This window comes from Sporosarcina newyorkensis (assembly GCF_900167515.1).
Taxonomy (GTDB): domain Bacteria; phylum Bacillota; class Bacilli; order Bacillales_A; family Planococcaceae; genus Sporosarcina; species Sporosarcina newyorkensis.
This window is the reverse complement of the sequence record NZ_FUYJ01000001.1, coordinates 650991-669773: the sequence shown is the minus strand read 5'-3', so window position 1 is coordinate 669773 and position 18783 is coordinate 650991. Positions and strand designations below refer to the sequence as shown.

General features: G+C 39.5%; 18 protein-coding genes. 15 read left to right on the top strand and 3 right to left on the bottom strand.

Annotation, left to right across the window (positions count from 1 at the left end; genetic code table 11):
• Nucleotides 1-22: 22 nt before the first annotated feature.
• The 4 genes from B5D59_RS03545 to B5D59_RS03530 all read left to right on the top strand — a co-directional run bounded on the left by B5D59_RS03545 (nt 23) and on the right by B5D59_RS03530 (nt 2476).
• A complete protein-coding gene (locus B5D59_RS03545; RefSeq protein WP_009497635.1) occupies nt 23-310 on the top strand; it encodes a DUF6509 family protein in 288 nt (95 codons plus the stop codon).
• A gap of 107 nt (nt 311-417) precedes the next feature.
• Nucleotides 418-1401, top strand: a complete 984-nt coding sequence (locus tag B5D59_RS03540; protein ID WP_009497634.1) for an NAD(P)/FAD-dependent oxidoreductase — start codon at nt 418-420, stop codon at nt 1399-1401.
• A 143-nt stretch (nt 1402-1544) separates the two neighbouring features.
• The gene (locus B5D59_RS03535) at nt 1545-2039 is read left to right on the top strand and encodes an LURP-one-related/scramblase family protein (RefSeq protein WP_078816862.1); all 495 of its coding nucleotides are present in this window, start codon (nt 1545-1547) and stop codon (nt 2037-2039) included.
• A 74-nt stretch (nt 2040-2113) separates the two neighbouring features.
• Complete coding sequence (locus B5D59_RS03530; protein WP_040759249.1) at nt 2114-2476, top strand: DUF488 domain-containing protein; 363 nt, start codon at nt 2114-2116, stop codon at nt 2474-2476.
• Nucleotides 2477-2559: 83 nt separating this feature from the next.
• On the opposite strand, the gene B5D59_RS03525 is transcribed toward B5D59_RS03530, so the two are convergent.
• On the bottom strand, nt 2560-3588 hold the full coding sequence (locus B5D59_RS03525) for an NADP-dependent oxidoreductase (RefSeq protein WP_078816861.1): 1029 nt from the start codon (nt 3586-3588) through the stop codon (nt 2560-2562).
• Between the two features lie 632 nt (nt 3589-4220).
• On the opposite strand from B5D59_RS03525, the gene B5D59_RS03520 reads away from it, so the two are divergent.
• The 8 genes from B5D59_RS03520 (at nt 4221) to B5D59_RS18655 (ending at nt 12258) form a co-directional block, all read left to right on the top strand.
• Entirely contained in the window at nt 4221-5033 is an 813-nt protein-coding gene (locus tag B5D59_RS03520; protein ID WP_078816860.1) for a helix-turn-helix transcriptional regulator, read from the top strand.
• A 73-nt stretch (nt 5034-5106) separates the two neighbouring features.
• Nucleotides 5107-6084 (top strand): ABC transporter substrate-binding protein, encoded by a 978-nt coding sequence (locus B5D59_RS03515; RefSeq protein ID WP_078816859.1) that lies wholly within the window; start codon nt 5107-5109, stop codon nt 6082-6084.
• A gap of 26 nt (nt 6085-6110) precedes the next feature.
• Nucleotides 6111-7118, top strand: a complete 1008-nt coding sequence (locus B5D59_RS03510; RefSeq protein ID WP_040759245.1) for a FecCD family ABC transporter permease — start codon at nt 6111-6113, stop codon at nt 7116-7118.
• Nucleotides 7111-8142 (top strand): FecCD family ABC transporter permease, encoded by a 1032-nt coding sequence (locus tag B5D59_RS03505; RefSeq protein ID WP_078816858.1) that lies wholly within the window; start codon nt 7111-7113, stop codon nt 8140-8142. The genes B5D59_RS03510 and B5D59_RS03505 overlap by 8 nt, the downstream gene beginning before the upstream one ends.
• A 24-nt stretch (nt 8143-8166) precedes the next feature.
• Entirely contained in the window at nt 8167-8925 is a 759-nt protein-coding gene (locus B5D59_RS03500) for an alpha/beta hydrolase (RefSeq protein WP_176132482.1), read from the top strand.
• Between the two features lie 10 nt (nt 8926-8935).
• Complete coding sequence (locus tag B5D59_RS03495; protein WP_139365942.1) at nt 8936-9727, top strand: ABC transporter ATP-binding protein; 792 nt, start codon at nt 8936-8938, stop codon at nt 9725-9727.
• A 589-nt stretch (nt 9728-10316) separates the two neighbouring features.
• Complete coding sequence (locus B5D59_RS03490; RefSeq protein ID WP_040759242.1) at nt 10317-10718, top strand: RrF2 family transcriptional regulator; 402 nt, start codon at nt 10317-10319, stop codon at nt 10716-10718.
• 34 nt (nt 10719-10752) lie between these two features.
• Nucleotides 10753-12258 (top strand): bifunctional NAD(P)/FAD-dependent oxidoreductase/class I SAM-dependent methyltransferase, encoded by a 1506-nt coding sequence (locus B5D59_RS18655; RefSeq protein WP_078816856.1) that lies wholly within the window; start codon nt 10753-10755, stop codon nt 12256-12258.
• Nucleotides 12259-12720: 462 nt separating this feature from the next.
• Here the strand turns inward: B5D59_RS18655 and trhO are convergent, their stop codons facing one another.
• Nucleotides 12721-13695, bottom strand: coding sequence for an oxygen-dependent tRNA uridine(34) hydroxylase TrhO (gene trhO, locus B5D59_RS03480; RefSeq protein WP_040759240.1), 975 nt, complete (start codon nt 13693-13695; stop codon nt 12721-12723).
• A 378-nt stretch (nt 13696-14073) separates the two neighbouring features.
• Here trhO and B5D59_RS18425 point away from each other — a divergent pair, with 378 nt between their 5' ends.
• Together B5D59_RS18425 and B5D59_RS03470 are read left to right on the top strand one after the other, a co-directional pair.
• The gene (locus tag B5D59_RS18425; protein WP_009497619.1) at nt 14074-15444 is read left to right on the top strand and encodes a polysaccharide deacetylase family protein; all 1371 of its coding nucleotides are present in this window, start codon (nt 14074-14076) and stop codon (nt 15442-15444) included.
• A 193-nt stretch (nt 15445-15637) separates the two neighbouring features.
• Complete coding sequence (locus B5D59_RS03470) at nt 15638-16450, top strand: DUF368 domain-containing protein (RefSeq protein WP_040759238.1); 813 nt, start codon at nt 15638-15640, stop codon at nt 16448-16450.
• 56 nt (nt 16451-16506) lie between these two features.
• On the opposite strand, the gene B5D59_RS03465 is transcribed toward B5D59_RS03470, so the two are convergent.
• A complete protein-coding gene (locus B5D59_RS03465) occupies nt 16507-18006 on the bottom strand; it encodes a catalase (RefSeq protein ID WP_171805924.1) in 1500 nt (499 codons plus the stop codon).
• 253 nt (nt 18007-18259) lie between these two features.
• On the opposite strand from B5D59_RS03465, the gene B5D59_RS03460 reads away from it, so the two are divergent.
• Nucleotides 18260-18736: a hypothetical protein gene (locus B5D59_RS03460; RefSeq protein ID WP_078816855.1), complete on the top strand. Its 477-nt coding sequence runs from the start codon at nt 18260-18262 to the stop codon at nt 18734-18736.
• Nucleotides 18737-18783: the final 47 nt, after the last annotated feature.

Genomic DNA, 18783 nt, shown 5'->3' with positions numbered 1-18783 from the left:
AGCGGGAAGAAGGAGAAGTTGTATGAACATAGTAAACGGCAAGGTAGAAGAATTGGTGGATCCGACAGGCATTATAGAAGGACAGAGGTTTGAGTTCCTTTTGACGGTCAAATTGGATGAAGAAGATGAGCTATACAATGAGAATGGCACGGGACTGCGTATTCTATATTCTGTAAAAGACGATCAACGCAAAATGTTAACATATCAATTTTATGAACTGGCTACCGAAATTCCATTTGACGTAGAATGGGACGAAGAAGAACAAGCAGCAGCAGAACAGTATTGCCTGGCTCATTTTCCTGAAATGTAAAACAAAATAGATGTAACTCTCTAAGAAATAGTAGATAATATAGTAGGAATACGTGTTGTAGATCTCAAGAGTATTATACTAAAGAATTGTTTATAGGAGTGTTTTTCATGAATCAAGAAATAGTAGATATTACGATTATCGGCGGAGGACCGACTGGATTGTTTTCATCGTTCTATGCAGGTATGCGTGAAATGTCTGTGAAAATTATCGATAGCCTGCCGCAGCTGGGCGGACAATTGATCGAGCTATATCCTGATAAATATATTTACGACGTCGGCGGCTTCCCTAAAATCTTGGCAAAGGATTTAGTGGCGAACTTAGTCACACAAGCGCATCATGCGAATCCGGAAGTTTTATTAGGTGAGGCTGCATTGTCTGTAGAGAAAAAAGACGATCATTTTGTTCTGACTACAGATAAAGGACAGCATCTGACACGTACGATTTTATTAACTGCCGGAATCGGTGCATTCCAACCGCGTAAAATCGGTTTAAAGGAAGAAGCTCTTTTTGAAAACAAAACATTGCACTACGGCATTAAGGACCTTTCCATGTTCAAGGACCAGAACATCCTTGTATGTGGGGGAGGAGACTCTGCACTTGACTGGGCGTTGATGCTGGAAAATATCGCAAGCCAAGTCACGCTCGTTCACCGAAGAGAGCGATTTACGGCGCATGAAACAAGTGTTAATCAGCTGCGCAATTCAACGGTGAATGTTTTGACATCCCATACGGTAAGTGAAATTCATGGTGATGGCGATAAAATCGAGAAGTTGACCTTAACAGAAAAAGGCGGCGACACGAAAGAATTCGAAGTGGATCATGTGGTCGTCAACTATGGTAATATTTCTTCACTTGGGCCATTGAAGGAGTGGGGCTTGGAGATGGAGCGCAACTCGATCGTAGTCAACTCTCGAATGGAAACAAATATTGAAGGTATCTATGCAGCCGGAGATGTTACAACGTATGACGGCAAAGTGAAATTGATTGCTGTCGGTATGGGTGAAGCACCAGTTGCTATCAGCCACGCGAAAGCTTTTATCGATCCGAAAGCTAAGCTGCAGCCATTACACAGTACTAGTGTATTTGGTTGATCTGAAAATAAAATTCATACCCTATAGGAAGCCTCAGCCGGGCTTTCTATAGGGTATTTTATTGTTCGTGCATAGATTCAAATGAAACTTTTTTTGAAAAATTTGCGTATGTGAAGGTGCATTTAAATAGGAGGGAGAGTTAAATGAAACAACTATACATTAAACAAAAGGTGTTCAGTATGAGCGGCAAGTTTACAGTAAAGGATCAGACCGAGAAAGATGTCTATTATGTAGAAGGCAGTTTTATGAAGGTCCCTAAGACTTATTCAATCAAAAATTCTGAAATGAATGAGGTAGCACTGATTACGAAAAAAACATTCAGTTTCATGCCGACTTTTTTTGTTGAGACTGAGAATCGAGAAATGGTAACGATCAAGAAGCAATTCACATTCTTGAAAGCAAAATATACTATTGATGCGGCAGGACTTGAAGTGCGGGGAAACTGGTGGGATATGAATTTTGAGGTTTTGCAAAATGGGGAAGTTATTGGTGCTGTAGATAAGGAATGGTTCACGTGGGGGGATAGCTATCAAATAGAAATTATGAAGGAAGAAATGGAAATCCTACTCGTTGCTCTTGTCATAGCTATTGATTGTGCTAAGGCTGATCAGGCAGCTGCTTCCAGTGGGAGTGTTTGAGTTCAAGGCATTCTTCATACTCAGATGTTGCATTTCCGGACCACCATGGAAATTGGAAAATGGGAGGAGAAAATATGTCTGTTCAGATAAAACGAGTATATGATAAGGCTGAAAAAGCGGATGGGATACGGGTTTTGGTAGATCGTCTATGGCCGCGGGGAGTCAGCAAAGAGGATGCTAAGCTGGATGACTGGTTAAAAGAAGTGGGACCGAGCAAAGAACTTCGTGAGTGGTTTGGCCATGATCCTGAAAAGTTTGATGAATTCAAAAGGAAATACAAAGAAGAGTTGAAAAATAATAAAGTCCAAACAGAAGAATTGAACAAATTGATCAACCGGAGCAAGGAGCATGATGAACAATTGACGCTTGTATTTGGGTCGAAGGATGAAAAACATAACCAGGCAATCGTTCTTAAAGAACTATTGGACCACCAATGAAATGCATGAAAAATACGTTAAAAGCAGTCTGAATACCCTGCTTGGAGAAAACTCCATACAGGGTATTCGTTAACCATATAGTATTAAAGCTTTGTTATTTCAGGATCTGCAACTTTTACAAGTTGTTTCCCAAGGTTTGTTCCTTCGAAAAGACCTAAGAACGCATTTGGGATATTTTCAAAACCCTCAACGATCGTTTCGTTATATTTCAATTTTCCTTCCGCAAGCCATTTACCTAAATCAGCAGCAGCAGTTCCAAAGTCTGCTGAATAATCCCCGACAGTGAACCCTTTCATTAATGCACTTGTTTTGATCATAGCTGATTGAAGGCGAGGGCCGACGTCCTGACCTTCTTTATTATAAGACGAAATCGCTCCGCATAAAGGGATACGCGCATGTTTATTCAACAAACGAAATACCGCGTCTGTTACTTCGCCGCCTACATTATCAAAATAAATATCTACGCCATCGGAAGCAGCATTTTCCAAGTCTTGTTGAAAACTGTCATTTTTATAATTCACTGCCTCGTCGAAACCAAGTTCACTTTTCAGATAATCAACCTTCTCATCCGAACCTGCGATGCCCACTACTTTGGCTCCTTTCATTTTGGCGATTTGACCAACGATGGAACCAACTGCTCCTGCAGCACCTGACACAACAACGGTTTCGCCTTTTTGCGGCTTTCCGATATCTAATAATCCAAAATACGCTGTAAGGCCAGGCATGCCAAGGATTCCCAAATGTGTAGTGATTGGGGCAATGGATGGATCTATTTTTCGTATATCTTTCTCCATTGCTGCAGTGTACTCCGCCCAGTTTAGATTGCCTACAACAACATCACCTGGCTGGAAAGCATCTGAATTTGACTTCGACACTTCACCTACCACACCGCCAACAATCACCTCATCGAGCTTAAAAGGCGGGATATAAGATTTTGCATCTTGCATCCGTCCTCGCATGTATGGATCTACCGATACATATAAAGTTCTGATCAGTACTTCTTTATCTTTAAGTGTAGGAATAGGACGCTCTACAAAATTAAAGTCTTCCATAGTAGGCAAACCAGTTGGACGTTTTGCTAAGTAAATTTCTTGTTGTGTTGCTTGAGTCATTAATAAGTCCTCCCATTATGTTCGGTTATAGGTATTAAACATGCTATACCCTGTTAATAAACTTACTAATAGTAAGTTTATATTCAACCTTACTATTAGTAAGTAATCATGTCAATTATAAGGCCGTTTTTTGTGAATATCGGCTGTAAGTTAGCAGTTGAAATACAGGGAGGTGTTTCATTTGATTAACTAACAGGAAAATTGGGGAGCTAGAAGAGAAATATTAAGCCGAAATACTGCTGATCGTAGTCTTGTTGTCTGCATTCATAGTGTATAATATTTTTTTTAATCTACTGATTTTTAATAAGAAAATAAGGAGCCATCCGAGTCATTTTCACCTGACTTTACGGATGGCTCTTGTTTTTTATGTTTATTAAAATAAATGGACTTTTTACATACGATGGATTAAATAATGCAAAAACTCTTCTTATTATTCCATTTACATTTATTCAAAATTTGTTATTATATTAATTGATAATGATTATCAGTATCAAGTGAAAAGGAGGGATTAACAACACAATGATAATAGCATTATTTTAGAAGGTCGAGTAATAGTATGAAAAATGAAAAAAGGACGAGATTATTTATTTGCATCCTATATGAATTCGTCCTTTCTAATAAGAAGGGGTTAGATGACAAATTCTGAACATTTGGTAGAACTATATGGAACTGCTCCGCTCACATTTTTAGATATTGTTACACAAAAAATGGCGGAGAAAGATTCAATTCGATCCTTTACTTCGAATGTCGGGGCAGGGGGACTGCTATTCCCTATAGATGGATCGGCTGTTTTTACGATTGAAAATGTAGAGTACATGTTGGAGAGAGGGAAAATCTTGCATGTAGGACCCGATTTAGCGATAGAAAGCCAAATAACAAGCGATCGTCCTTTTGAGTATGCAGTAATTCACTTCAAACTTTCATGTGACATATCAGATCAATTTCCACTTTTTTATAAACATTTCCTGCTCCAGACGAGTGAAAGTATCAAACTAGCTAAGATAGTCCAACAACTTCAGCAAAACTTTTTGATTCCAGGGGCTTTGTCCTATTTACAGTCTAAAGTGTTGTTTTTGAAGATCTTAGAAGAGCTCATCATAATAACTGAAAAAAAACGCTCAGACAGGATCGACGATATGAGTGCCATCATCGAATATATGCATCAGTTTTATGAGCGTGGGATCAGCGCATTGGATATCGCAAATCATTTCAATACAGAGAGAAGAAAGCTGTCGTCCTTATTTTTCAAACAAATAGGGGTGAGTCCCACAAGTTATTTAACAGATTTGAGAATTCAACAAGCAAAATTATTATTGCGTACCTCTGATTTGCCAATAGCTGAAGTTGCTGAGAATACGGGCTATAAAGACCATTTTTATTTCAGTAGAGTCTTTAAAAAAGAGACGGGCTTTTCACCAACTGGTTATAGAAAGCATATGGGTTGAGGATAAATTTCACAATAGTAATGATAAATATGAAGGTCTTACATCAAAAATAGAAAAAAGGAGAAATTGCCAAATGAAAACCAAAGTACAACTATTTATCTTATCACTAGTAGCATTGTTCGCGTTAGCTGCTTGTAGCACCCAAGAGAAAGTTGAGGCAGATACAGAAAAGGAAGCAAAAACAGCAACAAGTGAGGCGAATACTAGTGAATCGGAGACGCGTGCTATTACATATTTAGGAGAAACATATACGGTTCCCAGTAAAGTGGAGCGTCTTGTAATTACGGGTGCAATGGAAGCGATGGAAGACGCTACAGCTTTAGAAGTAGAACCTGTTGGAGCCATAACGATTGCTGGTGAGTTCCCGGGAATGTTTAAAACGGCAATGGGCCAAGCTGAGTCAATTGGAGAAAAACAGCAGCCCAATTTCGAAAAAATCGTCCAATTAAAGCCAGATGTTATTTTAGGGTCAACTAAATTTTCTGAAGAAGTAGTAAGTAAGTTAGAGCAAATTGCACCGACTATCTTAGTTTCACATATTTCCTCCAGTTGGGAAGACAATCTCATGTTGATGGGGGAGTTGAGTGGAAAAGAGGAAAAAGCTCAAACGCTATTAAGTGACTATAAGGAAAGTGTCAAAACAATAAAGCCTTCTTTAGCTGAGGATTTTAAAGACCAAACAGTTGTGGCCATGCGTGTTCGCGGGGGCAAAATGTTCGTCTATCCAGAAGATGTCTTTTTCAATCCTGTTTTGTATGAAGAACTAGGATTGGAGATTCCTGAGACGATTAAGAAAGCTAAAGCACAAGAGGAACTATCAGTTGAACAACTTGCAGAAATGAATCCAGATCATATTTTCATGCAAGTACAACAAACTGGAACGCAAGAGAATGAACAAGCCTTCGAACATTTGAAGAAAAATCCGATTATCCAAAATATCAAAGCGTTTAAAGAAGATCAAGTCTACGTAAACGTCGTTGATTCGCTCCTTGAAGGAGGAACTGTTTTTAGTAAGAGTGCATTTGTGAATGAATTACAGAAAAACTATTAATTCTAATGAAAATAGGAGCTATTTGTATGTCGAAGATACGAAATAAACCTACCCTATTACTGATCGTCATACCGCCAGCCTTAATCGTTACAATGATTTGTTCTGTTATGTATGGGGCGACAACTTATGACGTATCAACTGTTTGGAGAGCTATGTTTCATGCAGATTTTTCAAACATGGATCATCTGATCATACGAAATTCTCGAATTCCAAGAGTGGTGGGTGCACTTCTTGTAGGGTTATTTATTGCTATCTCGGGAGCGTTAATGCAGGGGATGACAAGGAACTTTCTTGCATCTCCTAGCATTATGGGCGTTTCAGATGGGTCTATCTTCGTGATTACGTTAAGTATGATATTTATGCCGAATGCCACGCCGTTAACATTGATCCTCTATTCATTTGTCGGATCTATTCTAGGGCTTCTATTTGTATTCGGTGTCGCTAATTTGATTCCAAATGGGTTATCACCGATTTCCTTAGCGATTATCGGTACAATTCTTGGCATGTTCCTAAACGGAGTGTCGCAAGCGCTCGCTACATATTTTCAAGTCTCACAAAATATTAGTTATTGGTACAATTCTCGCCTGCATGAAATCGATCCAATTATTATTAAATGGTCAATACCGTTTGCACTCATTGGACTCATCATCGCATGGATTGTCAGTAAATCCATCACTGCTATTTCCTTAGGAGATGAAGTCGCACAAGGATTGGGAATCGACCTTCTTAAAATTAAACTTCTGACCATATTGAGTGTTGCGCTCTTAACTGGAATCTCCGTAGCGATGGTTGGGAAAATTACATTCATCGGTTTAATCATTCCGCATATCGCTCGATTTTTAGTCGGCGAAGATTATAAGCGAATTATTTTTTTCGCTGGAGTTTTAGGCGCATTTTTCTTAGCTTGGGCAGATATTGCCAGCAGATTGATCAACCCGCCTTTCGAAACCCCTGTAGGTGTGATGACTGCTTTAGTCGGTGTTCCTTTCTTCCTTTATCTAATACGAATAAAGGGAGGGAAACAACATGCGTAGACGCGCGGCATCAAGACGTTTTACCACTGTTTTCTTTCTTGGTTTAGTGTTAGTGCTACTGGTCATGTACATGAGCTTGGCAACTGGAATTATTCAATTGACTCATTTTGAGATCATCCGCACTCTGTTTGGACTAAATGAAAATCTGGATGATCAACTTGTGATTTATGAATTTCGCATCCCGCGTATTATTATTGCTGCCTTTGTAGGTTGCGCTTTAGGTATAGTCGGTGCTGTCTTGCAAGGTCTTACAAAAAATCAATTAGCGGATCCCGGTATTTTAGGGATACAAGCTGCTGTCGGTTTTTCAGTAGTTTGCTATATGTTTATTGTACAAAGTAATGTAGTCGGCATGAGCGGGCAGTCTATCTTCAGTATGTCGTTATTTGGTTGGCTGGGCGGGGTTCTCGCTGCTATATTCCTCTTTATGTTCTCTAGAAACCATGGAGAGCTCGATCCAAAAAGATTGATATTGGTAGGAATTGCCATAAATGCTGGATTTGGTGCGCTTACACTTTTCGTTTCATTAAAGATGAACCCACAAGATTTTGAAATGGCTACGGTCTGGCTGTCAGGAAGTATTTACAGCGCATCATGGGAACAGATCTATTCAATCATCCCATGGTTGCTCATCGTGGTACCTTTTCTCATATGGAATTCGCGTACATTGAATTTGCTGCAATTAGATGAAGTATCAATGGTTGGTCTTGGATTACGGGCAAATAGAGTTCGGCTCCTTTTTCTTTTGGGGGCAGTAGGTTTAATCAGTTCCAGTGTCATCGTTTCAGGGAGTATTAGCTTTGTTGGCTTGATTGCACCTCATATATCAAGACGCTTGGTAGGCATCCATTATCAATATGTCATGCCGATCAGTGGGGTGGTCGGAGTTCTGTTAGTAGTAATTGGGGATTGGATAGGGCGAACGATTTTCTCGCCTGCAGAGTTGCCTGTAGGTATTGTCATTTCCATAATCGGAGTTCCATACTTTGTATATTTATTGATGCGTTCAACGAGATCGATGTAGTGAATTGATAAGGAGGTGATGGGGATGCAAGGAAATATTCAAAAGATATTTCGGCACCCTTTAGCGGGACATTTTTATAAAATAACTGTGTCGGTTCCAAATGAAGAAGTGCCTGCAACAGGCTTTCCGGTATTGTATATTCTAGATGGCAATGCTTATGGAACTATGTGCGAAGAAATATTGAAGCTGCAGTGGCGGAGGGCTGAAAAAACCTATATTTCTCCAATGATTATCGTGAGCATTGGATATGAGCTAGACGAAGTATTTCCCGCCTTGCGTGTATACGATTTTACTCCTTCTTATCCCGCTAGTTCATTGCCTGATAAACCAGATGGTACTTCATGGCCGGCACATGGCGGAGCAAAAGAATTTTTAGATTTATTGGAAGAAGAGATTCAACCATTTGTTACCAAGCAGGTACCTGTTGATTTAAATAAACAAATTTTATTCGGCCATTCATTAGGCGGGTTGTTTGTTTTATATGTGCTATTTGAACGACCTGAACTGTTTAGAAATTATTTATGTTGCAGTCCGTCTATCTGGTGGAATGATCGAGAAATTTTAATTCATGAACGAAAAACCTGTCTTTTTCCAAATAAAAAATTGTACATTGCAGCGGAAAAGGTAGAAAAAGGGGATATGTTCGAAAATAGCCTAATGCTTTATCAGAGATTAAAAGCTCATCATCCTGATTTTGTTTCTTTTACCTCTCCAGTTGGAGAAAACCATATGTCCATAGTTCCCGCGATATTCAGCGAAGCAATGCGCTTTTTTTATAAATAACATAGAGGTGATAAAAATGATAGGGATCGACCACATTCGAGTAGGGTATGGCGAGCAATTAATCATCAGCGATCTTAGTGTCAACATACCCAGTGGAGAAATCACTACAATTATTGGACCAAATGGCTGTGGGAAATCTACCTTGCTTAAGACGATTGCCCGGATTTTAAAAGTACAGCAAGGAGCGGTTTATATCGATGGGAAATCGGTACACGAAACGTCTTCCAAAGAAATAGCGAAGAAGTTGGCGGTTTTGCCACAAACAGCTGCAGCGCCAGGAGGTTTGACAGTTCAGGAGTTAATTACATATGGGAGATTTCCGCACCAAAACTATTTTGCAAAGACTACGTCAGAAGATAAAAAGATGGTGGAATGGGCATTAAAAAGCACTAATTTAGAGCAGCTTGCTGATCGTCCGATTGAAGCATTGTCTGGCGGTCAAAGGCAAAGAGTGTGGATTGCGATGGCGTTAGCACAAGATACAGATATCTTAATCTTAGACGAACCAACCACATATTTAGATATGGCGCATCAGTTAGATGTATTGGAGCTATTAAAAGAATTAAATAGCGAAGAAAATAAAACGATTGTGATGGTCCTTCATGATGTAAATCATGCCTCAAGGTTTTCGCAGTTTTTGATTGCTATGCGAGATGGAAAAGTTGTAACAGAAGGAAAAGTCTCAGAAGTCATGACTGCCCACTACTTAAATGAAATTTTTGATATTCACCCATTTTTCGCGAAATGCCCTATTAGCGGAAATCCAATATGCCTTTCTTATGAAAAAACAAAGGTAGGTTGAATTTCAAAGATTAAAATGGAGGGAAAGCTACAAACAATTCAGTTCGGTTATAACCATAATTAAAGAAAAGAATGTTTAAGCGATTTATGAAGAGTATAAGGTCTGGATAAGATTGTGAATAAGAAAAAAGGAAGTGTTTATGTTAATAATGGATTCCGTTGCCTATCGCAAAACTAGAATTTACACTCAAAAATGCAAATAAAAATATATATTTAAAAGCACCATATAGTTTAGGTATATTTCTTCATAAGCTAGCTTTAATAACAACCATATTAATAAAAAGAAGCAGCCAATTCGCAGTTATATTAACTGCGAATTGGAGGGGTAACTCAGATAATGTAATCGAAAACTGAACTACGTTAAAATTAGGGCATTTAATCTTTGACTTTTTTCGAGATATTCTATTTTGGGAAAATGCCGCTGTTTTAATTGATCATTAGTATGTACAGTCGCATGCCTAATTTGCCGAATATCTGAAAAAAAGATTTATAAATCTCCAAATTGACTTCCTTTACGTATAGTGATAAGCTAATCCATATTAGGGATATTAGGAGTCTCTAATATCCCTTTTAGGATAAGGAGGATATGTATGAGGTATTCAAACGCCACAAACTACGCCCTGCACACAATGGTCCACTTAATGCTGCAGCCTAGGGAGAACCTGGTGGGAGTGCAGGAATTAGCTGAAATGCAACATCTTTCCCCGACGTACCTTTCTAAGATATTAACCAAACTTACGAAAGCTGGTTTGGTCGAGTCGACACCAGGAGCGAAGGGAGGCTATAAAATCTCCAGAACAAAACATGAAATATCCTTTTTAGATGTTATTAATGCGACTGAAGGAGATAATAGCTTATTCGACTGCTCCATTCATCATGAAGGCTGCCTGATTGAGAAAGTCATGTGGCAGGCAGAAGAAAATATGAAAAGTGAATTGAAATCAAAGCTTTTGATTGATATTGCTAAAGAGGCAGAATCCAAACAGGAATAACGAAAAAGTTAATTTATTTAAAGGAGTGGACAAAATGATATTAGACTGCGCTGTGATTGGCGGAGGACCGGCTGGGCTGAATGCTGCATTAGTTCTTGGAAGATCAAGACGTAAAACGATTCTGTTCGATGACAATAAACCAAGAAATGCGGTAACCTCCGAGTCCCACGGGTTTATCACAAGGGACGGTATACATCCGCAGGAATTCAAAAGAGTTGCCCAGGAAGAATTAAGCAGATATCCAGACGTGAGAATTGAAAAGCAACGGGTGTATCGTATAAATAAAGAAAACACTTTTTTCCAGGTGGAGACAGAAAATGGGGAAGTATACAGCGCGAAAAAGATCATTCTCGCAACCGGTTTTAAAGAAGTCCTTCCAGATATCCCAAGGGTGGAAGAGTTCTATGGCAAAAGCCTGTTCAGCTGTCCTTTCTGTGATGGCTGGGAATTAAGAGATCGTCCGCTAGCAGTGATTGCAAATGATCAAAAAGCTTTTCATATGGCGAAACTGGTGTCCAACTGGACGAACGATTTAATTATTTTTACCAATGGCAATAAAATACTATCGCTGGAAGAACAAGAATTACTCAAACGCTACGGAATCAGTATTAATGAAAAGAAGATCGCCACTTTCATTGGCGAAAACCGGATGCTGAAAAAAATTCAACTTGAAGATGGTACAAAAGTGCTCCGTGAAGGAGGGTTTATATCTGCGGAATGGAAACAGGCTGCTTCTTTTGATTCTACACTTAAATATACATTAAACGAGCATGGTGGAATTGAAACCGACAGCTGGCAACGCACGAATACGGAAGGGGTGTTTGCTTGTGGAGATACGCGAATTTCCGGTCCCTCCCAATTAATTATTGGAGCGGCAGAAGGTAGTATGGCTGCCATATCTGTGATTACAGCACTGACAGAAGAAAAATTTAACCAGGATAAACAGCCGCTTAAAAGGAGAATATATATGCATCACCCGCATGGTAAGAATAGCAAAGAAAAAGTATCATACTTGGAAAGCCCAGAACGAAGAAAGGAATTTTCCCCGGAACAGTTGCTGAACATGATACCTTTAAAAGAAACGGACAGCATCTTGGACTTTGGCGCCGGAACCGGTTATTTTTCCATCCCGGTGGCGAAGAGGACCACGGGAAAAGTATACGCACTAGATATCGATGCTGCAATGCTGGCAATAATAAAAGAGAAATCCTTGAAGGAACAGCTTTCGAATATTGTCCCGGTGCAAGGAAGTATGGAGGAACTACCTTCACCTGAAGGCACTATCGATATGATTATTGCTTCTCTGATATTGCATGAAATTCAGCCGCTGGGACCATTGTTACAGCAAATGAGAAATGTACTGAAAAAAGAAGGCCATCTAATCTGTCTAGAACTTGAACCAAAAGGAAGTTCCGATAAAGGACCAAGAATTACCTTGGAAGGAATGGAGCGAGAAATGAAGGAAGCAGGATTCCAGGTAACAGAGAAATATTTTCCATCGGAATCTCTATACATGCTCGTTGCACAGAGAAGGGATTAATCGATTATTTTTTTGTTTTATTAAAGATATTAGGTATCTTTAAAGACTTCAATTCATTCTTCACATAACATGTAGTTGACGAGCTAGTTTCCTTTTTCGAGGCAAACAGGGCAGGAATGATATATAGGCACTGAGGCTAACGTAGTTGTCCAATGCCCATTTTCTTTTGTGGTTCCTTCTAATCATTCATAGTGTGACAAATCAATGATTTTTTTGATAAACTGATGTAGCAAGTGGCAGAACCTCGTGTTTGTTTCGACAACTTTCACAATAACGGATTTGCCATTTGTTTTCATTTCATCGTCTTATCTGTCGACTACACTTCGGGGTGATGAACCAATATGGCTCCTAGTTAAGCAGGTGTTTTGGTGAAGAGCCGAGAAGCCGTTAATAAAAAAGTCGCTGTCAATAGAAAAACAGCCAACTCCACTTTAGGAAGTTGGCTGTTGTCTATTCAATCAATCATGAAACTGTCTCTTCTAAACGTAACGCTTCAATTTTAGCTAAGCGATCGTTAAACTCCTCAACCGTTAAATCGTGTTCCACGAAATAACGATTGCGTGGATGTACACGACATTCATCTGAACAGCTGCGCATATAGACATGTTCATTCTCTTCAGAACATAAGATTTTCGCATTACACTCCGGGTTCGCACAATTCACATAGCGTTCGCATGGTGTGCCGTCAAAATGATCACGGCCAACGACTACATGCTCCACTTGATTGATCGGAACTGCGATACGCTCATCAAATACATAACACTGACCATCCCAAAGCTGTCCTTTTGCAACAGGATCCTTACCATACGAAACAATACCGCCATGTAAATGCGCTACGTCCTCAAAGCCCTCTCGTTTCAACCAGCCAGTAAATTTCTCGCATCGGATACCGCCTGTACAATAAGCCAATATTTTCTTACCTTCTAGTTGCTCTTTATTTTCTAGAACCCACTCAGGTAGATCACGGAAGTTTTCGATATCTGGACGGATTGCTCCGCGAAAATGGCCTAAGTCATACTCGTAATCGTTACGGGCATCCAGAACAACTGTGTTTTCGTCTTGCATCTGCTCTAGAAATTGTTCAGGCTCCAAATACTCACCAGTTAACTCTAAAGGATTGACATCTTCAGGTAAGCTGAGATTAACAATTTCGGGTCGGTGTCGTACGTGCATTTTTTTGAATGCGTGACCGTCTGTTTCATCGATTTTGAACCAAATATCAGCGAAACGCGGATCAGCTTTCATATGTTCCATGTACGCGTCAGTTTGTTCAATTGTCCCTGAACATGTTCCGTTAATACCTTCTTCACCAACTAGGATTCGTCCCTTTAGTCCAGTTTCCTTACAGAATGCCAGGTGTTCAGCAGCGAATTCCTCAGGATTTTCCACGTGGACGTACTTGTAAAACAACAATACTCGATATTCATTCTTTTCCATTTTAATTACCGCCTTCTGTTTTCTCTTTGCAATAGATAACAGCCGAGATCGGTGTGTATCAAAGGAGATGGTAAGTTCCCCTTACACCCGGATTTGCAAGATTCGGGCCTTGGATATTATACCATAAATCCGATTTCAGGAAAAGTATATCTTCAGGGGATTGCCCAATCTACTTAATGAAAAAATATTGAGAGATTCTATCAAATTCTTGTTTAGTTATAAATTTATTGTATACTAATAAATAGACATACTTTTTTAGTTTTCGCTATAAATCTACCATAGCTGACTGCATACAGAAGAGATTTGTCCGATCAAACTGAATAAAGCAATTTTAGGTAGTTTCAAAGATTAAGAAATATCGAAAAAAGGAGTCTTTCTATGAAGTTCAAAAAGAGAAAACGCCGTTCGCTATGGATCGATGTTGCGTTTTCAAGTGCAATCATGGCAATGACAGCCATTGCATTACTGTTAATATTTAACACATCTGACCGGTCGACAAATGCATCTCCAAATAAATCAAAAAAAGAGACGAAGCCGGAAATATTGGTCGACTCAAGCGACTCAAATTTTCCAGGCGTAAAAATTGTCACTGAAACTACCAATGATCCAAATAATCCGTTTGCAATCCAGTACCCTCAAACCGAGTTTACAGATTTTAATGACGAGATATTGGAGTACATAGATCAATGGAAAACACGTTATTTGAAATCTGATTCGGATAAAAACAGTACAACACCAAAAGAATTGAATATTTCATTTGAAACAGTACAGCATAAGTCAGGGAACTACTCATTCGTTATGCTGACAACAATTTCAACGAGTGAAAGTGATAGCCAGACAGAGATTCGTACATTCCATATCCAGCCAGAAACAGGTAAAGGAATTAAGATGACGGACTTGGTTGGTGGAGACGTTGAAAAACTAAAACGGATTGCTAAAGTAGTTCGTGATCATATTTATCAAAATCCTGAATTCAAAGACATACTCCTAGCGGAAAATGTCTGGACGCCGACGGAACCTTTATGGAAAAATTATCGTAATTTTTCTTTGACTGACGACAAAATCATTTTTTATTATGATGCAGGCGTTGTTACGGAAGAGTCAGCAGGCCCGGCAATTGTGGAAGTCCCCTTAGAAAAGTTAAATCCATTTTTAGCTGAAGAGTATCAAGTGGAGGTCGCTGAAAAGTCTGAGGGCAAAAAAGTCGCACTCACATTTGACGACGGTCCTGATCCGAAATCCACTGTAAGAATTCTTGAGACACTGAAGAAATACGATGCAAAAGCGACGTTTTTCATGTTAGGAAGCCGCGTTGAATATTATCCGGAAATTGCACAGCAGGTTGCCGAAGCTGGTCACGAACTAGGCAACCATTCATGGAACCATCCTTCGTTAACAAAAGTACCGGATAAAAAGCTCTATGACGAAGTACAGGGGACTACGGATATCATTCAAGAAGTAATCGGACAACCCGCAACTGTTTTCAGACCACCATATGGCGCAGTCGATGATCGTGTGCGAGCTATTACAAATTTACCTGTAGTAATGTGGGATGTTGACACCTTGGACTGGAAACATCACAATCCTCAAAAACTATTAGCAATAGTGAAAGCTCATACGCGTGATGGGAGCATTATTTTGATGCACGACATCCATAAAGCAACAGCAGATGGTTTGGAATCCGTTATGGCTTACTTGCAATCTCAAGGTTATTCATTTGTAACCGTTTCTGAATTAGAAAATTACTAATTTAAAGTTGTTTCATTGTTTTACTTCTAACAATGGAACAACTTTTGTTTTGTACTAGTCCTATTTAGTAGAGGATGGACATACAGTAAGAATATCAGTCCAAATGAGCATTAAAGAAAAATGGTGTCATGTTATTAACAGTTGACTGCGTGATATACTGTATGGAATGAATTTTATTGGAGGAACAATACGCATGGAGTGGAAAAATTTATATCGAGGGTTTTTAATGGGAATCAGTGATTTGATCCCAGGTGTGAGTGGTGGAACAATTGCTTTCATATTAGGAATATATGATCGATTGCTTATCTCGATAAGCGGATTTTTCAGCAGAGAGTGGAAAAAACATATTGGATTCTTGCTTCCACTTGGCATTGGGATGGGTGCGACCATTATCTTATTCAGTAAAGTAATTTCTTATTTATTGAAGCATTATCATGAACCTACTCAATATTTCTTCTTAGGGTTGATCGTAGGCGTAATTCCGTTTGTTTCCAAGCAGGCAGGATTGAGAAAAAGTTTTAAGTTTCACCATATAATATTAATGTTAGTTGTGGCAGCAGGACTTGCCTCTACCATATTTATTAAGCCGGCGGATCCTAGTCTCATCACACATCTGACAGGAAAGACAGCGGTTATATTATTTTTTTCCGGATGGGCAGGAAGTATGGCCATGTTGTTGCCAGGTGTGAGCGGATCTTTTGTGCTATTGCTGCTTGGCGTCTACACGACTGTTATTACAGCAATTTCAGACTTTAATATTCCGATTATTTTAGTTACAGGTGTCGGAATCGCTGTTGGATTTGTGGTGAGCAGTAAACTTATTCGCATGTTGTTGACTCATTTCCATACCGGAATGTTTGCGGTCATCCTAGGTCTCATTATTGGTTCCATTTTTGTTATTTTCCCGGGAATCCCTGAAAGTGGCACGCCATTTGTCATGAGTGTGGTCGCCATTATTACAGGATTAATCATCGCTAATATTTTGAATGGCGTAGGAGAAAAATAATGTTCAGACAAAAGCGCTTGGAGAATGAACTCCAAGCGCTTTTATATGTTTTATTCTTAGACGAGTGTTGTAGTATTTTCAATGTCTACATCTGCCATTGGAATGTCCAATGCTTTTGCGACACCTTCACCATATCTCGGATCTGCTAAATAACAGTGGCGGATATGCTTGATTTTGATTTCTTTAGGAGCATCTCCCATATTACGAGCAGTATTGTTGAATAAGCGTTCTTGTTCTTCACTGCTTAATAGATTGAATAATTTTCCTGGCTGTGTGAAGTAGTCATCGTCATCCTCACGGAAATTCCAATGATCTGCATCGCCATGAATTTTAAGTGGTGGTTCTTTGAAATCAGGTTGTTCTTGCCACTCGCCGTAGCTGTTTGGTTCATAATGCATTGTAGCACCGTGGTTCCCGTCAACACGCATTGCGCCGTCGCGATGGAAACTATGGAATGGACATTTTGGTGCGTTGACTGGAATTTGATGATGATTGACGCCTAGACGGTAGCGCTGCGCGTCACCATAAGAGAATAGGCGGCCTTGCAACATTTTGTCAGGAGAGAAACCGATGCCTGGGACGATTGCAGCTGGTGTGAACGCGGCTTGTTCCACTTCCGCAAAATAGTTATCTGGGTTACGGTTTAGCTCAAATTCTCCAACTTCAATTAAAGGGAAGTCCTTTTTATACCAAACTTTTGTCAAATCGAAAGGGTTGTAGGGCATTTCCATCGCTTGCTCTTCCGTCATGACCTGGATATACATTTTCCATTTCGGGAAGTTTCCATTATCGATATTGGACAGTAAGTCACGCTGAGCACTCTCACGGTCAGTAGCAATTGTTGCAGCAGACTCTTCATCAGTTAAGTTTGCAATCCCTTGTTGAGAACGGAAATGAAACTTCACCCAATGACGTTCATTGTTCGCATTAATCATGCTGTATGTGTGGCTGCCGAAACCATGCATTTCACGATACGATCTTGGTATACCACGGTCGCTCATGATGATAGTGATTTGGTGAAGCGCTTCAGGCAGGGAAGTCCAGAAATCCCAGTTGTTTTTCGGGCTTCTTAGATTCGTCCGCGGGTCTCGTTTAACGGCGTGGTTCAAATCTGGGAATTGCAATGGGTCACGGAAAAAGAATACCGGTGTATTATTGCCGACTAAATCCCAGTTACCTTCCTCCGTATAGAATTTTAATGCAAATCCTCGAATATCTCTCTCCGCATCCGCTGCTCCGCGTTCACCAGCAACAGTTGAAAAACGTGCGAACATCTCAGTCTGTTTACCAATCTCTGAAAACAGCTTAGCTTTCGTATATTGCGTAATATCATGCGTGACAGTAAATGTACCGTAAGCTCCTGAACCTTTCGCGTGCATGCGTCGCTCAGGAATAACTTCGCGGTCAAAATGTGCTAACTTTTCCAATAACCAAACGTCCTGCAGCAAAAGCGGACCTCTTGAACCTGCAGACATAGAGTTTTGGTTATCAACTACAGGAGCACCAGCTGCTGTAGTAAGCTTTCTTCTTTGAGAATCGTTCTCGTTAATTGACATATAAAATTCCTCCCAATCAGTTCTTTTTTTATCTACAATTACCATTATAGCAGAGCATTTATTAAAAGAAAAGAGTTATTTATAATAATTATCATCTGATAACTATTACTGTTAGATATAAGTTATTAAATGATATATATTATATCTTAATTTTTAGCTTGCTGTTTGTCTAGAAAAAGGTATCGGCTAACGAAAAAAGTTGCAATGAGGTATAATAACAAAAGAAATAGTTTGAAAGAAAGGATGTTAATCGATGAAATCAACGAGTAGATTGTTCGTTTTGCTTACCGTACTTACCAGCTTATTGCTTAGTGCATGCAATGATGAAAAGAATGAATCAGAAGAAAAACCCGAAGTGAATAAGCCGCAGGAGGAAAATGTGGTAATCCCAGCATTAACAGATGAAGCTTTTTTTGAGCAGGTACATAAGAAATTAGAGACAGCAGGTTTTGAAGTGAGCGAACCGATGGAAGCAGATGTGGAACTATTCGGAGCAGTAAGCGGCATGACACTTATAGTGAATAAAGAAGCCTTGATGCCCCTTAATCTTTACAAATTATCACCTTCAGATGAACGTTTATCAGAAGTCGACAAAACGGGCTATTTAGAGGTGACAACTGAAACAAAACATGAACGCCTAGCAGCCAAACGAAAAGATCACTTCATTATATATCTGCATAAAGGCCATCCGGATTACGAGAAAGTGATGGAAGTGTTGGACGAGTTGTAATCTATAGAGAAATATTATCCCATAAGGCTGTCACTGAAAGTTGCAAT

Excerpts from the sequence above, each read along its gene's own strand:
- B5D59_RS03490 (WP_040759242.1), top strand. The coding sequence starts at position 10,317 with ATGAGGTATTCAAACGCCACAAACTACGCCCTGCACACAATGGTCCAC.
- B5D59_RS03535 (WP_078816862.1), top strand. The coding sequence starts at position 1,545 with ATGAAACAACTATACATTAAACAAAAGGTGTTCAGTATGAGCGGCAAG.
- B5D59_RS03515 (WP_078816859.1), top strand. The coding sequence starts at position 5,107 with ATGAAAACCAAAGTACAACTATTTATCTTATCACTAGTAGCATTGTTC.
- B5D59_RS03520 (WP_078816860.1), top strand. The coding sequence starts at position 4,221 with ATGACAAATTCTGAACATTTGGTAGAACTATATGGAACTGCTCCGCTC.
- B5D59_RS03500 (WP_176132482.1), top strand. The coding sequence starts at position 8,167 with ATGCAAGGAAATATTCAAAAGATATTTCGGCACCCTTTAGCGGGACAT.
- B5D59_RS03470 (WP_040759238.1), top strand. The coding sequence starts at position 15,638 with ATGGAGTGGAAAAATTTATATCGAGGGTTTTTAATGGGAATCAGTGAT.
- B5D59_RS03530 (WP_040759249.1), top strand. The coding sequence starts at position 2,114 with ATGTCTGTTCAGATAAAACGAGTATATGATAAGGCTGAAAAAGCGGAT.
- B5D59_RS03465 (WP_171805924.1), bottom strand. The coding sequence starts at position 18,006 with ATGTCAATTAACGAGAACGATTCTCAAAGAAGAAAGCTTACTACAGCA.
- B5D59_RS03525 (WP_078816861.1), bottom strand. The coding sequence starts at position 3,588 with ATGACTCAAGCAACACAACAAGAAATTTACTTAGCAAAACGTCCAACT.
- B5D59_RS03505 (WP_078816858.1), top strand. The coding sequence starts at position 7,111 with ATGCGTAGACGCGCGGCATCAAGACGTTTTACCACTGTTTTCTTTCTT.
- B5D59_RS03545 (WP_009497635.1), top strand. The coding sequence starts at position 23 with ATGAACATAGTAAACGGCAAGGTAGAAGAATTGGTGGATCCGACAGGC.
- B5D59_RS03460 (WP_078816855.1), top strand. The coding sequence starts at position 18,260 with ATGAAATCAACGAGTAGATTGTTCGTTTTGCTTACCGTACTTACCAGC.
- B5D59_RS03510 (WP_040759245.1), top strand. The coding sequence starts at position 6,111 with ATGTCGAAGATACGAAATAAACCTACCCTATTACTGATCGTCATACCG.
- B5D59_RS03540 (WP_009497634.1), top strand. The coding sequence starts at position 418 with ATGAATCAAGAAATAGTAGATATTACGATTATCGGCGGAGGACCGACT.
- B5D59_RS18425 (WP_009497619.1), top strand. The coding sequence starts at position 14,074 with ATGAAGTTCAAAAAGAGAAAACGCCGTTCGCTATGGATCGATGTTGCG.
- trhO (WP_040759240.1), bottom strand. The coding sequence starts at position 13,695 with ATGGAAAAGAATGAATATCGAGTATTGTTGTTTTACAAGTACGTCCAC.
- B5D59_RS18655 (WP_078816856.1), top strand. The coding sequence starts at position 10,753 with ATGATATTAGACTGCGCTGTGATTGGCGGAGGACCGGCTGGGCTGAAT.